The sequence below is a fragment of the Gryllotalpicola sp. CP2-P1 genome (assembly GCF_057512245.1).
In genome coordinates, this window is the sequence record NZ_JBLRDT010000010.1 from 1 (window position 1) to 14,473 (window position 14,473).

The following is a 14,473-nucleotide window of genomic DNA, read 5'->3' on the forward strand; positions in this document are numbered from 1 at the left end:
CCGACGTCGTCGTGAGCTACGACTCGGGCGGGGGCTATGGCCACCCCGACCATCGCTGGGCGCACGAGGTCGCGCGGGACGCGGCGGCGGCCGTCGGGGTGCCGTTCATCGAGGTCGTCCCGGCCGAGGCATCCGATGCGGTGGACGTCGCGATCGACCTCGCGGCCAAGCGCCGCGCACTCGCCGCCCATGCGAGCCAGCTGACGCTGACGGCCGACGGCTTCGTGCTCTCCGGCGGCCAGCACCACGTGCTCGAGCCGGTCGAGCGCTACCGGCTCAGCCCTGCGCCTGCTGCTCGGCCCACCACGCCGCGAGGCGTGCCGTGGCCTCCTCAGCGCCGAGCGGCCCCTCGTCGAGGCGCAGCTCCATGAGGAACTTCATGGCGCGGCCCACGTCGGGACCGGGCCGCAGGCCCAGCAGCGACATGACCTCGTCGCCGTTGAGATCGGGACGGATCGCGTCGATCTCCTCCTGCTGCTTGAGCTGCGCGATGCGCGCCTCGAGGTCGTCGTAGGCGAAGCCGAGGCGGTCGGCCTTCCGGCGGTTGCGCGTCGTCACGTCGCTGCGCGTCAGGATGTGCAGGCGCTCGAGCTGGTCGCCCGCGTCGCGGACGTAGCGGCGCACTGCCGAGTCCGTCCACTCGCCATCGGTGTAGCCGAAGAAGCGCAGGTGCAGTTCGATGAGGCGCGCCACCGCGTCGACGGTGTCGTTGTCGAAGCGCAGCGCGCGCAGCCGCTTGCGGGCGAGCCGTGCGCCGACGAGGTCGTGGTTGTAGAAGCTGACCGCGCCGCCCGGCTCGAGCTTGCGGGTCGCGGGCTTGCCGATGTCGTGCAGCAGCGCCGCGAGGCGCAGCGTCACGTCGGGCGCGGCGCCCGGGTGACGCGAGTGCTCGTAGCCGATGGCCTGATCGAGCACCGTCAGCGAGTGCTCGTAGACGTCCTTATGGCGGTGCTCTGCGTCGATCTGGAGCTGGAGCGCCGGCAGCTCGGGGAGCACCAGCTCCGCAAGGCCCGTGTGCACCATGAGCTCGAGCCCCGGGCGGGGGGTGTCGGATGCCAGCATCTTGACCAGCTCGTCGCGAATCCGCTCGGCGCTGACGATCTTGAGCGTCTCGCGCATGCCGCTCATGGCATCCATCGTCTCCGCGGCCACCTCGAAGCCGAGCTGGGCGGCGAAGCGCGCCGCCCGCAGCATGCGCAGGGGATCGTCGCCGAACGACACCGCTGCGTCGACCGGGGTGCGCAGCAGGCGGCCCATCAGGTCCTCGACGCCGCCTGACGGGTCGACGAGCTTGATCTCGGGAACGCGCAAGGCCAGCGCGTTGACGGTGAAGTCGCGGCGCACGAGGTCGGCCTCGAGGGTGTCGCCGAATTCGACCACCGGCTTGCGCGTCTCGCCGTCATAGCTGTCGGCTCGATAGGTCGTGATCTCGACGGTCTCGCGATCGACCCGTGCGGCGATGGTGCCGAAGGCCCGGCCGACATCCCAGGTGGCTTCGGCGAGCGGCGCGACGATCTTGAGGATGTCGTCGGGGCGCGCATTCGACGCGAAATCGAGGTCATGCACGGGCCGGCCCAGCAGAGCGTCGCGCACGGGGCCGCCGACGAGAGCGAGCTCGAAGCCCGCGGCCTGGAACGCCTGGGCCAGCTTCGAGACCACGGGGGACTCGGCGAGGGTTCGCAAGCGTGAAAGGGAATCGGCCACGCTCTGCATGCGGGGAATTCTACCGAGGCGGCTTCCGGCGCCTCGGGCCGGGTCACAGGGTCGCCTTCTCTGCCGCCCATAAACTGACCTGCATGCCAGAGAAGGAGGGTGCTGTGCGCCGACGCGCGCCTCGAAGCCTTCTCGGCGTCACTCTTGCGCTCGTGGGCGCGATCGGCGCGATCACGCTGGGTTCGGTGGCCGTGCCGGCGCCCGCGGCGCACGCCGCGCACCGTGACGCCCCGGCCGGCAAGCCCACGGTCGAAGTCTTCGCCTCGGGCGGCGGCGTCGTCAGAGACGGCGCCGATGTTCAGGTGTCGGTGGTCATCGCCAACCCCAGCACCGAGGCCGTCCCAGCCGGGCACGTCTCCGTAGCCGTCACGACCTCAGCGATTCCCTCGACGGCCTCGCTCAGCGACTTCACGAAGAGCCCCGGCGGCCGCGCGTCGCGCAGCCTCGGCTCGGCGAGCACCGCTGCGGTGCCCGCCGGCGGCTCACAGGTCGTCGCTCGCCTGACCGTGCCGGCCGACACGCTGAACCTGCCCCAGAGCGCGCCCGGCGTGTTCGGGCTGAGCGCGAGTGTGACCACCTCCGACGGTCCGCTCGGCGCCGGCACCGGCACCCTGGTCGTCCCCGACTCGACCCCGACGCGGGTCGGCGTGGCAGCGATCATGCCGATCACCGTGCCGGCGACCGGCGCCGGCCTGATCTCGTCGACCGACCTCGCCACCTACACCGCCTCCGACGGCGTTCTTTCCCGCGAGCTGACGATCGCGCAGCAGAACCCCGAGCTGACGGTGGGGATCGACCCCATGATCCTGGTCTCCATCCGCGCGCTGGGGCAGAGCGCTCCCGCGAGCGCGCGCGAGTGGCTGACGAGCCTCGCCGATCTGGGGAATCCGAGCTTCGCCCTGCAGTACGGCGATGCGGACCCGGTGCTCCAGCTGCAAGCCGGGCTGTCGGCCCCACTTCAGCCGAGCGATTTCAGCTACGCCATGTCGCCCGGCGACTTCAATGCGCCGCTGACCGTGGGCGAGCCCACCTCGACCCCGAGTCCGACCCCGACGCCGACCTCGTCGCCGACGACGAGCACGCGTCTGCCGTCGCTCGCCGAGCTCGTCGGCTTCACATATTCCCTCGACGGCATAGCTTGGCCGGCCTCGGGCACGGTGCGGGCTGCCGATGTCGAGAAGCTGAGCGCGGCAAAGCTCACGACGACCATCGTGAGCTCGAGCAACACCAATGCGACGTCGCTCAGCCAGACGCCCGGTGCCGCCCTGTCGACCGATCACGGCGACCTTCTGGTGACCGACGATGCCCTGAGCACAGCGCTTCAGGCGGCCGCCACCGCAACCGACGCGGCCGACGCCAACGTCGCTTCGGCGGCCCTGAACGCACAGCTGGCACTCGCAGCCGAGAACGCCTCGAGCGGCACCGTGGTGCTGGCGTCGCTCGGGCGCTCCCTGCCGACGGACACCGCGCGCGCGACCGCCGCGCTCTCGTCGGCCTTCGACTCCGAGTTCAGCCACCCCGCGACCCTCGACCAGGCGATGTCGTCGACTCCCACTCAGGGCCTCGCCCTGGTCGACCATCAGAACACCAACGACCGTCTGCAGAGCGCCCGCGACCTGCTCGACCTCGCTGGCGAGCACCGCGCAGGAGGAACGCCGCCGAGCGACAACATCGCCACCTTTGCGAGCGTGCTCACCACGCCCGCCCTGCTGACCGGCGACGTGCGTGCGCGTCTTCTCGACCTGTTCTCGGTCGGCTGGGTCGGCTCCGACAACTGGCCCGCGGCCGTCAAGAAGCAGATCGACTCGATGCACTCCACCGTCGCCGCGGTGCAGATCGTCTCGCCTGGCTCCATTCGCCAGGCATCCCGCCAAGCCCTCATCCCCATCACCGTGACGAACAAGCTCGATCACGCCGTCGATGTGGTGCTGCGCGCCACCCCGTCGTCGTACCGGCTCACGGTCGACTCCGACACGACGAAGACCATCGCGCCGGGCTCCAGCGCGAAGGTCCTCGTGCCGGTCAAATCGCAGCTGAGCAACGGCACCGTCTATCTCGGGCTGCAGCTCTTCAGCAGCACGGGCGTCGCGATCGGCGAGTCGCGCACCGCCGAGATCGACGTGCACGCCGATTGGGAGGGCGTCGGCGCCTTGATCTTCGGCATCATCGTGGCCGGGTTCTTCGGCTTCGGGCTTTTCCGCACGATCCAGCGCCGCCGCCGTGAGAAGGCGGAGGCCGAGGCAGGGGCGGATGCCGAGTCCGATGCCGCCGAGGCGGGCGACACCCCTGGCGGAGCCCCCCGTGGCTAGCCTCGGCCGCGCGACAGCGCTGCTCGCAAGCGGCACGCTGGTCTCGCGCGTGCTCGGCTTCGGCCGGCAATGGATGCTGGTGCAGGCGCTCGGCACCGTCGGATTCGTCACCGACGCCTTCAGCACCGCCAACAACGTTCCGAACACGATCTTCGCGATCATCAGCCAGGGGCTGCTCAACGCCGTTCTGATCCCGCAGCTGGTGCGCGCAGCGAATCACAAGGACGGCGGCCAGGCGTACATCAACAAGCTGGTCACGCTCGGCATCCTGGTCTTCGGCGCGATCACGGTCGTCGCGACCCTGCTCGCACCGCAGCTGATCTTCGCCTACAACATCCACGGTGCGAAGGCGACGCTCGCGACCGCGTTCGCGTACTGGTCGCTGCCGCAGATCTTCTTCTACGGCCTCTACACCCTGCTCGGCGAGGTGCTCAACGCGCGGAAGTCGTTCGGCCCCTTCACCTGGGCGCCCGTGCTCAACAACGTGGTCTCGATCGCGTCGCTGATCGTCTTCATCGCCGTCTACGGCCCGGGCGGCCTCCCCGGCGTCGCCGATTGGTCGCCCCTCGCCGTGTTCATCGTGGCCGGCGGCGCGACGCTCGGCATCGCCGCGCAGGCGCTCATCCTCACCCTGTTCTGGCGCCGCGTGGGCTTGCGCTTCCGCTTCGACTTCGCCTGGCGGGGGATGGGTCTTCGCTCGGTGGGGACCGCGGCGGGCTGGACCTTCGCCATGCTCCTGTGCACGCAGGTCGCCGGGTGGTTCGAGACGGTCGTCGCGAACTCGGCCTCCGGCCATCACCGCGCCGGTGTGACCGTGATGACGACGACGTGGCTGCTGTTCATGCTGCCGTACTCGATCATCGCCGTCTCGATCGTCACGGCGTACTTCACGCGGATGTCCGAGCACGCACGCGACAACGACATGGAGTCGTTCAAGGCCGACTACTCGCAGTCCGTGCGCGCGATCGTCCTGAGCGTCTCGGTATGCGCGGCGGTGCTGATCGTCACCGCGATCCCGGTCGCCCGCATCTTCAGCAACGATCTGCGCGCGATCAACTCGTTCGCCTACGTGCTCATGGCCTTCGTCGTCGGACTCGTGCCCTTCGTCATCGGCTTCGTCACCCTCCGCGCCTTCTATTCGCTGGGCGACACCCGCTCGCCGTTCCTCTACACGCTCGTGCAGTCACTGATCGTGGTGGCGGGGCTCTTCGTCTGCTTCACGCTTCCGCTCGAGGCGCGCGTCTTCGGCATCGCCCTCACTGTGTCGATCGCGGGAACGGTGCAGACCGCGCTCGCGATGCTGGCGCTGCGCCGCCGCCTCCACGGCCTCGAGTTCGGCCGCGTGTTCAGCGCCGTTCTGCAGGGCTTCGCAGCCGCAGCAGTCGCGACGATCGTCGGCTTCGGGGTCCTCGTCGCGTTCGTGGAAGTCGGGCCGCCGCGTTTCATCACGGCCTCGTTCGGCAGCGCCGTCGTCACCAGCGTCGTGGTCGCCATCGTGATGCTCGCGGTGTATGTCGCACTGCTGCGCGTGTTCCGCACCCCCGAGCTGCTGACCGCCATCGCCGGCATCCGGCGCCGTCTGGGTCGTTCACAGACAGCGGAATAACTCCACCTACTATGTGTTCTACCTTCCAGCGCCTGCGTCTTCCGCGGGTGCGCAACGTCAGGGAGTACTGAGTGACTGAGAACGGCGTCCGCGACGTCATCATCATCGGGTCCGGTCCCGCCGGCTACACCTCCGCGATCTACGCGGCCCGTGCCGAGCTGAACCCGCTCGTCATCGCCTCGAGCGTCGAGGCGGGCGGCGAGCTGACGAAGACCACCGAGGTCGAGAACTTCCCCGGCTTCCCCGAGGGGGTCATGGGTCCCGACCTCATGATCAAGATGCAGCAGCAGGCCGAGCGCTTCGGCGCAGAGGTCGTCTACGACGACGTGGTGGCCGTCGAGCTGCTCGGCGAGACCAAGCGCGTCGTGCTGGGCTCCGGCCAGACGCACGAAGCGCGCAGCGTCATCGTCGCGACGGGCTCGGCCTATCGCCGTCTCGGCCTCGAAGACGAGGACCGCCTGTCCGGCCACGGCGTCTCGTGGTGCGCCACCTGCGACGGCTTCTTCTTCCGTCAGAAGAACATCGCCGTCGTCGGCGGCGGCGACTCCGCCATGGAAGAGGCGACCTTCCTGACCCGCTTCGCCGACAAGGTGACGGTCATCCACCGCAAGGACACCCTGCGCGCCTCGCGCATCATGCAGGAGCGCGCGTTCGCGAACGAGAAGATCGAGTTCGCGTGGAACAAAGAGGTCGTCGGCATTTCGGGCACGGATGCCGTGACCGGCGTCACCCTGCGCGACACGGTCGACGGCACCGAGAGTGAGCTCGCCCTCGACGGCCTGTTCATCGCGATCGGGAACGACCCCCGCGTGCACCTGTTCCACGGTCAGCTCGAGCTGACCGCCGCCGGCACGATCGCCGTCGACGGGCGCTCGTCGCGCACCAGCGTCCCCGGCGTGTTCGCCGCGGGCGACGTGATCGACCCGACCTATCGTCAGGCCGTCACGGCCGCCGCGTCCGGAACCGTCGCGGCGCTCGACGCCGAGCACTACCTCGCCGAGCTCGACCAGGCGGCAGAGTCCGTCGACGCCGTGCTGGAGCCCGCGGGCGGCGTCGCGTCCGCCTAGTGCGGGCGCCGCGTGCACGAAAAGACCACCCCAAAGGAGATATGAGAATGTCCGCTGCTAAGGCTGTGACCGACGCCTCGTTCGAGGCCGACGTCCTGAACTCCGACAAGACCGTCCTGGTCGACTTCTGGGCAGAGTGGTGCGGCCCGTGTCGTGCGGTCTCGCCGATCCTCGACCAGATCGCGTCCGAGCACGCCGACAAGATCGAGATCGTGAAGCTCAACGTCGACGAGAACCCGGCGACCGCCGCGAAGTACCAGATCACCTCGATCCCGGCGATGAAGGTCTACCAGGGCGGCGAGGTCAAGAAGACCGTCATCGGCGCCAAGCCGAAGCCGGCCCTCGAGCACGACCTGGCCGAGTTCCTCGCGTAAGGACTTCTGAGCGAGGCTTTCGGGCCCCTGGTCACCGAGCCAATCGGGCATGAATGGCCCCGTTCCACACGGAACGGGGCCATTTTCCGTGTCCGTGGCTACACGCGCGGCGGTTCCGCACAGCGCGCCTGGTTACGATTGACCAACCGTCGAGATTGGACGCACGTGATCGAGAGCTCGCCCGCGCAGGGCAACAACCTGGACCCCTGGTACAACTCCTACGCCAGCCGCACGGCAGGTCTGGCAGCCAGCGAGGTCCGAGCTCTCTTCGCCGTCGCGTCGCGGCCCGAGGTGGTCTCGCTCGCCGGCGGCATGCCCTACGTCTCCGCACTTCCGCAGGAGCTCGTGACCGGCGCGATGGACAAGGTCATGGCCGATCAGGGCCCCGTGGCGCTGCAGTACGGCTCCGGGCAGGGCGTCCCCGCGCTGCGCGAGCAGATCCTCGAGGTCATGGCGCTCGAGGGCATCCGCGGTTCCGCCGACGACGTCGTCGTGACGACCGGGTCCCAGCACGCGCTCGAGCTGTTCAGCAAGCTGTTCATCGACCCGGGCGACGTGGTCATCGCCGAGGGACCCAGCTACGTCACCGCCATGGTGATCTTCAACTCCTACCAGGCCGATGTCGACCACGTTCCGATGGACGAGCACGGCCTCATCCCCGGCGCGCTGCGCGAGCACATCGCCCGGCTCAAGGCCGCCGGCCGCCGCATCAAGTTCCTCTACACGATTCCGACCTTCCACAACCCCGCCGGTGTGACGCTCACGTGGGAGCGTCGTCTCGAGATTCTCGAGATCTGCAAGAGCGAGGGCATCCTCGTGCTCGAGGACAACCCCTACGGTCTGCTCTACTTCGGCGACCGCCCGCCCGCCGCCATGCGCTCGATCGAGGAGGAGGGGGTCGTCTACCTCGGCACCTTCTCGAAGACCCTCGCCCCCGGGTTCCGGCTCGGGTGGGCGCTCGCCCCGCACGCGATTCGCGAGAAGCTCATCCTCGCCAACGAGGCGGCGGTGCTGTCTCCGTCGTCGTTCACGCAGCTCGTGGTCTCCGAGTACCTCTCTCAGGCCGACTGGCGCGGCCAGATCGATACCTTCCGCGGCGTGTACCGCGAGCGGAAGGAGACGATGCTCGCCGCCCTTCAGGAGCACCTGCCCGAGCTGTCGTGGACCAACCCGAACGGCGGCTTCTACGTGTGGCTCACGCTGCCCGAGACCCTCGATTCGAAGGCCATGCTGCCGCGCGCCGTGAAAGAGCTCGTCGCCTACACCCCCGGCACCGCGTTCTATGCCGACGGCAACGGCAGGCACAACATCCGCCTGTCGTTCTGCTACCCCACGCCCGAGCAGATCAAGGTGGGCATCCGCCGCCTCGCCAATGTCATCGGCGGCGAGCTCGACCTGCTTGAGACGTTCGCGGGGACGGGCGAGTTGAGTTCTATCCGGATGCCGCGCGGCGCGTTCCCGCCCAGCGACCTGCGCTGAACCACCACAGGCTAGTTTCAAGGATTCCCTGATCATGAGCGATTTCGACCGACTCAATGTGCTGGTCCTCGCCGGCGGCATCTCGCACGAGCGAGACGTCTCACTTCGCAGCGGTCGCCGGGTCGCCGACGGTCTGCAGGCGCACGGCCATCGCGTCACCGTGCGCGAGCCCGATGCCGACCTTCTCGGCTATCTGCGCACGGCGCGGCCCGATGTCGTGTGGCCGGCGCTGCACGGCGCGAGCGGTGAGAACGGCGCGCTGCGTGCGCTGCTCGCTGCCTCCGGGGTTCCGTATGTCGGCGCAGAGCCCGAGCCCGCCCGACTCGCCTGGCTGAAGCCGATCGCGAAGACCGTCGTGGCCCGTGCCGGGGTGCCGACGCCGCAGGCCGTCACCCTGCCGCGCGAGACGTTCCGCGAGCTCGGAGCGAACGCTGTGCTGAGTGTCCTCAGGGACTTCCTCGGGGCGCCGCTGGTGGTCAAGCCGTCGCAGGGCGGCAGCGCCCAGGGTGTCACGATCGTCGACGACGAGGCCGAGCTGCCGCGAGCCATGGTGACGGCGTACACCTACGCCGACGTGGCGCTGCTCGAACGCAAGGCCGTCGGAACCGAGATCGCCGTCACGGTGCTCGATCTCGGCGACGGTCCCCAGGCGCTGCCCGCGGTGGAAATCGCCCCCAACCAGGGCGTCTACTCCTTCGAGGCGCGCTACAACGCGGGTGAGACCCACTTCTTCACCCCGGCGCGCCTCGCCCCAGAGGTCGCCGAGCGCGCCGCGCAGACGGCGGTCGAGGCGCATCGCGCGCTCGGACTCCGTCACATCTCTCGCGTCGACCTGATCGTCGATGCCGAGGGAACCCCCTGGTTCCTCGAAGCGAACGTGCTTCCCGGGCTGACCGAGACCTCGCTTGTGCCGCTTGCGATCCAGGCCGCCGGCTTCGACCTCGGCTCGGTGTATGTGGGCCTCGCTGAGCGCGCGATCAAGGACTTCGACGCGGCCCTGCTCAGCCGCTAGCTCTGGCGCCCGGGTCGGGTAGCTCGCCTCTCGCGTTTCACATGAAACGCCCGCCGAGGCCTCAGAAGCGGAATCGGCCCTCGTGGTCGAAGGCGGCGGGGAGCACGTCGCTGACCCACTCGGTGCGCAAGGGGGCATAGATGTGGGGGAACAGCTCGCCATCGCCGCCGTCCTCGTCCACCACGCGCACGCCGGCCGCCCGGATCGCGTCGACATCGAGAATGAGCACGCACAGCTCGTCCTCGTCGCCCGCGTGGACGAACTCGGCCACACGGGCGAGCTGATCGGCGTAGGACGCGTGCACGAAGCCGACCTCGGCGAACGTCGCGCCGCGCGTCGAGAGCCGATAGAGGCCATCCGCCTGCGCCGCCTCCCAATCGGAACGGTGGGCGAGGTGGAGCGCCCTGCCGGAATCGCGTTTCACGTGAAACACAACCGTGTGATTCAGGCCGGGTAGGCGGTCTCGCCAAGCTCGGACAGGATGCGGTTCAGGTCCTGGATCGTCGCGAAGTCAATCGTGATCTGACCCTTGCGGGACGAGAGTGCGATCTTGACGCGCGTGTTCAGGCGATCGCCGAGCCGCTCCGCCACCTCGTCGAGGTGGCCCTTGTGGCGACCGGCCGTGGGCTTCGTACGCTCGGGCTTCGGGGCCTTGCTGACGACGGCCTCGGCCTGCCGCACGGAAAGATCCTCGTTGACGATCTTGTCGGCGAGCCGCACCATCGCCTCGGTCTCACCCGCCGCGAGGATCGCCCGCGCGTGCCCCGCAGAGAGCACGCCGGCGGCGACCTTCGACTGCACCGGCGCCGGCAGCTTGAGCAGGCGCAGCGTGTTCGAGATCTGCGGCCGGGACCGGCCGATGCGGCCCGCAAGCTCCTCGTGCGTGATGCCGAAGTCCGACAGCAGCTGCTGATAGGCGGAAGCCTCCTCAAGGGGGTTCAGCTGGGCCCGATGCAGGTTCTCGAGCAGCGCGTCGCGCAGCATGTGCTCGTCCTGCGTGTCCTTGATGACAGCCGGGATCGTCGCGAGGCCGAGCGCCTTGGTCGCGCGCAGGCGGCGTTCGCCCATGATCAGCTCGTACTTGCCGCTCTCGCCCTTGATAGGGCGCACCACGACCGGCTGCAGCACCCCGACCTCACGGATCGACGCGATCAGCTCGTCGAGCAGCTCCTGGTCGAACTCGGTGCGGGGCTGGTTCGCGTTGGGCACGATGTCCGCGGGGGAGAGGCTGGCGAGTCGCGCCCCGGGAACCGCCACCAGTGCGTCGGAGTCCTCCTGCGGTGCAGCCGCCGTCACAGCATCCGTGGATGAGAAGAAGACGTCGGCCGGGCGAGCGCCCGAATCGGCGGGCGCCGTCGGAATGAGGGCGCCGATTCCGCGTCCGAGTCCAGTGCGCTTCGCCATTACCGGGGTACTCCTCTTCGTGCGATTTCAACGGCGGCCTCGAGGTATGCCAGGGACCCGGAGGAACCGTAGTCGTAGGCGATCACGCTCTGGCCGTAACTCGGTGCCTCAGAGATGCGCACGGAGCGGGGGATGACCGTCGCGAGCGTCTCCTTGGGGAAGTGCTCGCGTACGTCTGCGGCGACCTGGTGGGCGAGGTTCGTGCGCGAGTCATACATCGTGAGCAGGATGGTCGAGAGCTTCAGCTTCGGGTTCAGGTGCTTCTCGATGAGCTTGATGTTCTTGAGCAGTTGGCTGAGGCCTTCGAGCGCGTAGTACTCGCACTGGATCGGTATCAGGACCTCGTTCGCGGCGACGAATGCGTTGATCGTGAGCAGTCCGAGCGACGGGGGGCAGTCGATGAAGATGTAGTCGAAGTCGACGCGCTCGAGGTACTCCTGCAGTGCCCGGGCGAGACGCTGCTCACGAGCGACCATCGACACCAGCTCGATCTCAGCACCGGCGAGGTCGATCGTGGCAGGCACGCAGAACAGCCCCTCGGCTTCAGGGCTCGACTGCACGACGTCCTCCATCGGGGTCTCGCCCACCACGACGTCGTACACGCTCGGAGTTCCCTCGCGATGCTCGACCCCGACCGCCGTGGAGGCGTTGCCCTGCGGGTCGAGATCGATGACGAGCACTCGGGCGCCGTACTTCGCGAGGGCCGAGGCGAGGTTGACCACCGTGGTCGTCTTCCCCACACCGCCCTTCTGGTTCGAGATCGTGAAGATGCGTGTGCGCGAGGGAAGGGGGAGGACCTGCTGCTCCGCTGCGGCGCGCCGCTTCGTCATGTCGGTCAACTCCCGCAACAGCGGGGGAGCACCGGCGTCGTGCGCGGGGTCCTGCTCAGGGGGTTTCACGTGAAACGGTGGTCCTTCTCGGATCGGCGGGCGGCGGGGAGGAGGTCTAATTCACTGTAGCCCGGATCACCCGGGTGACCTCTGCGAGCACGCCCTCGCCGAGCACGACGACCTCGATGTCGTGGACCCGGTTCTTGCGCAGTTCCTTGGTCGCCGCGTCGATCTCCGCCTGGGCACCTGCACCCTTCAGCAGAACGAGCTCCCCGCCGAGCCGCAGGAGAGGGGCGCTGATCGGTACGAGCTTGCGCAGCGCGCTCACCGCGCGAGCAGTGACCTGATCGAAGGAGTACTTCGGCGCATCCTCCGCGCGCGCCCGCAGCACCTCGACGTTGTCGAGACCCAGCTCGCCCACCTGCTCGTTGAGCCAGGTCACGCGCCGCTCCATCGGCTCGATCAGCGTGAAGGAGACATCAGGTCGCGCGATCGCGAGCACGAGACCGGGAAGGCCCGCCCCGCTGCCGACATCGCCGACTCGGCCCGGGCGCAAGAGGGGACCCACGACGGCGCAGTTCAAGATGTGCCGCGTCCAGAGTCGCGGCAGCTCGAGCGGGCCGATCAGTCCGCGCTCCTCGCCGTGCCGGGCGAGGGCGGCGGTGAACCGGCGCGCGAGCTCGATCCGGTCGCCGAACAGGGCAACGGCCGCTTCCGGCTCCGGTTCCATCTCGGGGGGCATCCGCACTTCTCTCCTTCGCCGATCGCGGTGGGTTTCACGTGAAACAAAGCGAAGGGGCGCCGATCGCGCTTCACGACCGGCGCCCCTGGATACCGCCCTATGCGCGCGAGATCACCGTATGCCGCTCGGCGCCCTCGCCCTGCGACTCGGAGGTGAATCCGCGCTCGGCCACGAGGTCGTGCACGAGCTTGCGCTCGTAGGACGACATCGGGGGGAGCGCCGCCTTCGCCGCGCCCGCCTCGATGCGCGCCACGGCACTGTCGACGAGCGCGGCGAGTTCCTGCTGCCGTGCATCGCGCGAGCCTCCGATGTCGAGAATCAGGCGCGAGAACTCGCCGGTCTGGTTCTGCACGGCGAGACGAGTCAGCTCCTGCAGCGAGCGCACCACATCCTGCTGCGAGAGGCGGCCCAGATTGCCACCCTCCCCGGCAGTGACCGTCAGGTACGTGCGGCCGTTTCGAACGTCGATCTCAAGATCACCGTCGAGGTCGGCGATGTCGAGGAGCTCCTCGATGTAGTCGGCCGCGAGGTCACCCTCGTCAACGGCGCCGTCGGCTGCGGTTTCGGGGGCTGTGGTGTCGCTCATGGCATCCATCTTCGTATCGGGCGCCGTCGCCTAGCGGCGCTTCTTCTTGCGCTTGTTGCTGACCGGCTGCTGACGCTGCGTATTGACCCGCGTGACAACAGCCTCGCCGCCGTCGACCGCGGGCGCGGCGACCTGGAGCTTGCCGGCCGCAATCAGCGCCTCGCGCTTCTTCGCGAGGCGCTCCTCACGCAGGCGCGCCGCCTCGCTGCCGGGCGTCGGCATCGCGCGGATGACGAGGAACTGCTGCACCATCGTCCAGATGTTCGTGGTGAGCCAGTAGAACATGACGCCGAGCGGGAACGCGAAGCCTGAGAACAGGAAGATGAACGGCAGGAAGTACATCAGCGTGCGCTGCTGACGGAACTGCGGGCTGTTCTTCGTCTCGTCGGAGATGTTCTTCGACATGATCTGCAGCTGCGTGTAGAACTGCGAGGCGACCATCAGGGCGACCATCACCGCGGCGACGATCATGACCGGCACGACGGGCCCGCCGGCGTGGTTCATGGCGCTCTGGAAGCTGTCGTGCAGCGGCGCGAAATCGAACAGCGACGCAGAGCCGAAGGACTTGGACAGGGATGCGTTCAGCATTCCGACGCCCACCTTGCCGTGCTGGGCGTTGTTCAGCACGGCGAACAGGGCGCCGAAGATCGGCAGCTGGATCAGCAGAGGAAGACACGACGCGAGCGGGTTGGTGCCCGTCTCTCGGTAGAACTCCATCATCTCGCGGCTCATGGCCTCGCGAGAGAGCTGGTCTCTCTTGCCCTTGTACTTGTCCTGGATCTTCTTGATCTGGGGCGCGACCTCGAGCATCTTGCGCTGGTTCTTGATCTGGCGCACGAACACCGGAATCAGTGCGGCACGAACGACCACGACGAGGCCGACGATGGAAAGAACCCAGGTCAGACCACCATTCGGGTCCATTCCGAGGTGGGAGAAGATCCAGTGCCAGGAGACCAGAACGACCTCGACCAGCCAACGGATCGGCCAGAGGATCGTGAGGTACAGATTCTCGAGGTTCATCTCGGTTGGGTCAGCCCTTTCCTTGGCCGTGGTGCGCGTGATCGTCGACGACGAAGCCGTAGCGATTCACGTGGAAGTGAGAGGAGTGCGATTCGGGAACGTCGTCGACGCCGCCCACCGCCCAGGGGTGGCAGCGCACCACACGACGCGCAGCGAGGAAGCCCCCGCGCCCGAGGCCGTGCTGCTGCACGGCGCCGAGTGCATACGCCGAGCACGACGGGTAGTAGCGACAGACATCGCCATAGAGCGGGGAGATCACGGCACGGTAGCCGCGCAGAAGCGCAACGACGATGTTGCGGGGAAGGAGCCGAAGGGTGCGGGCGACGTGCAT

14 protein-coding genes and 1 pseudogene are annotated in these 14,473 nt (G+C 68.5%); 7 read left to right on the top strand and 8 right to left on the bottom strand.

Translation table 11 applies throughout. From position 1 onward, the window contains the following. Nucleotides 1-371, top strand: a pseudogene (locus ACM2XV_RS01640) (hypothetical protein); the annotation flags it as partial. Here the strand turns inward: ACM2XV_RS01640 and ACM2XV_RS01645 are convergent. After that, nucleotides 277-1,713, bottom strand: coding sequence for a CCA tRNA nucleotidyltransferase (locus ACM2XV_RS01645; RefSeq protein WP_344775914.1), 1,437 nt, complete (start codon nucleotides 1,711-1,713; stop codon nucleotides 277-279). The pseudogene ACM2XV_RS01640 and the gene ACM2XV_RS01645 overlap by 95 nt on opposite strands. An 83-nt stretch (nucleotides 1,714-1,796) precedes the next feature. Between ACM2XV_RS01645 and ACM2XV_RS01650 the strand changes: the two genes are divergently transcribed. The 6 genes from ACM2XV_RS01650 to ACM2XV_RS01675 all read left to right on the top strand — a co-directional run bounded on the left by ACM2XV_RS01650 (nucleotide 1,797) and on the right by ACM2XV_RS01675 (nucleotide 9,560). Further along, the gene (locus ACM2XV_RS01650; RefSeq protein ID WP_487025769.1) at nucleotides 1,797-4,022 is read left to right on the top strand and encodes a DUF6049 family protein; all 2,226 of its coding nucleotides are present in this window, start codon (nucleotides 1,797-1,799) and stop codon (nucleotides 4,020-4,022) included. After that, nucleotides 4,015-5,628 carry a murein biosynthesis integral membrane protein MurJ gene (gene murJ, locus ACM2XV_RS01655; protein WP_487025770.1) on the top strand — a complete coding sequence of 538 codons (1,614 nt, stop codon included), beginning with the start codon at nucleotides 4,015-4,017 and terminating at the stop codon, nucleotides 5,626-5,628. The genes ACM2XV_RS01650 and murJ overlap by 8 nt, the downstream gene beginning before the upstream one ends. A gap of 71 nt (nucleotides 5,629-5,699) precedes the next feature. Beyond that, nucleotides 5,700-6,695 (top strand): thioredoxin-disulfide reductase, encoded by a 996-nt coding sequence (gene trxB, locus ACM2XV_RS01660; RefSeq protein ID WP_344775908.1) that lies wholly within the window; start codon nucleotides 5,700-5,702, stop codon nucleotides 6,693-6,695. Between the two features lie 47 nt (nucleotides 6,696-6,742). Then, a complete protein-coding gene (trxA, locus tag ACM2XV_RS01665) occupies nucleotides 6,743-7,069 on the top strand; it encodes a thioredoxin (protein ID WP_487025771.1) in 327 nt (108 codons plus the stop codon). A gap of 165 nt (nucleotides 7,070-7,234) precedes the next feature. Continuing rightward, complete coding sequence (locus ACM2XV_RS01670; RefSeq protein WP_487025772.1) at nucleotides 7,235-8,548, top strand: aminotransferase-like domain-containing protein; 1,314 nt, start codon at nucleotides 7,235-7,237, stop codon at nucleotides 8,546-8,548. Between the two features lie 34 nt (nucleotides 8,549-8,582). Then, nucleotides 8,583-9,560 carry a D-alanine--D-alanine ligase family protein gene (locus ACM2XV_RS01675; RefSeq protein WP_344775902.1) on the top strand — a complete coding sequence of 326 codons (978 nt, stop codon included), beginning with the start codon at nucleotides 8,583-8,585 and terminating at the stop codon, nucleotides 9,558-9,560. Between the two features lie 61 nt (nucleotides 9,561-9,621). Here the strand turns inward: ACM2XV_RS01675 and ACM2XV_RS01680 are convergent, their stop codons facing one another. From ACM2XV_RS01680 to yidD, 7 genes are all read right to left on the bottom strand, one after another. Continuing rightward, a complete protein-coding gene (locus ACM2XV_RS01680) occupies nucleotides 9,622-9,984 on the bottom strand; it encodes a DUF952 domain-containing protein (protein ID WP_487025773.1) in 363 nt (120 codons plus the stop codon). 20 nt (nucleotides 9,985-10,004) lie between these two features. Next, nucleotides 10,005-10,964, bottom strand: coding sequence for a ParB/RepB/Spo0J family partition protein (locus tag ACM2XV_RS01685; protein WP_487025774.1), 960 nt, complete (start codon nucleotides 10,962-10,964; stop codon nucleotides 10,005-10,007). Then, a complete protein-coding gene (locus ACM2XV_RS01690) occupies nucleotides 10,964-11,863 on the bottom strand; it encodes a ParA family protein (RefSeq protein ID WP_487025775.1) in 900 nt (299 codons plus the stop codon). The genes ACM2XV_RS01685 and ACM2XV_RS01690 overlap by 1 nt, the downstream gene beginning before the upstream one ends. A gap of 46 nt (nucleotides 11,864-11,909) precedes the next feature. Further along, nucleotides 11,910-12,536: a 16S rRNA (guanine(527)-N(7))-methyltransferase RsmG gene (rsmG, locus tag ACM2XV_RS01695; protein ID WP_487025776.1), complete on the bottom strand. Its 627-nt coding sequence runs from the start codon at nucleotides 12,534-12,536 to the stop codon at nucleotides 11,910-11,912. Between the two features lie 97 nt (nucleotides 12,537-12,633). Continuing rightward, a complete protein-coding gene (locus tag ACM2XV_RS01700) occupies nucleotides 12,634-13,131 on the bottom strand; it encodes a Jag family protein (RefSeq protein WP_425553412.1) in 498 nt (165 codons plus the stop codon). A gap of 21 nt (nucleotides 13,132-13,152) precedes the next feature. After that, a complete protein-coding gene (gene yidC, locus ACM2XV_RS01705; RefSeq protein WP_344775890.1) occupies nucleotides 13,153-14,142 on the bottom strand; it encodes a membrane protein insertase YidC in 990 nt (329 codons plus the stop codon). 10 nt (nucleotides 14,143-14,152) lie between these two features. Further along, nucleotides 14,153-14,473 carry a membrane protein insertion efficiency factor YidD gene (gene yidD / locus ACM2XV_RS01710; RefSeq protein ID WP_344776170.1) on the bottom strand — a complete coding sequence of 107 codons (321 nt, stop codon included), beginning with the start codon at nucleotides 14,471-14,473 and terminating at the stop codon, nucleotides 14,153-14,155.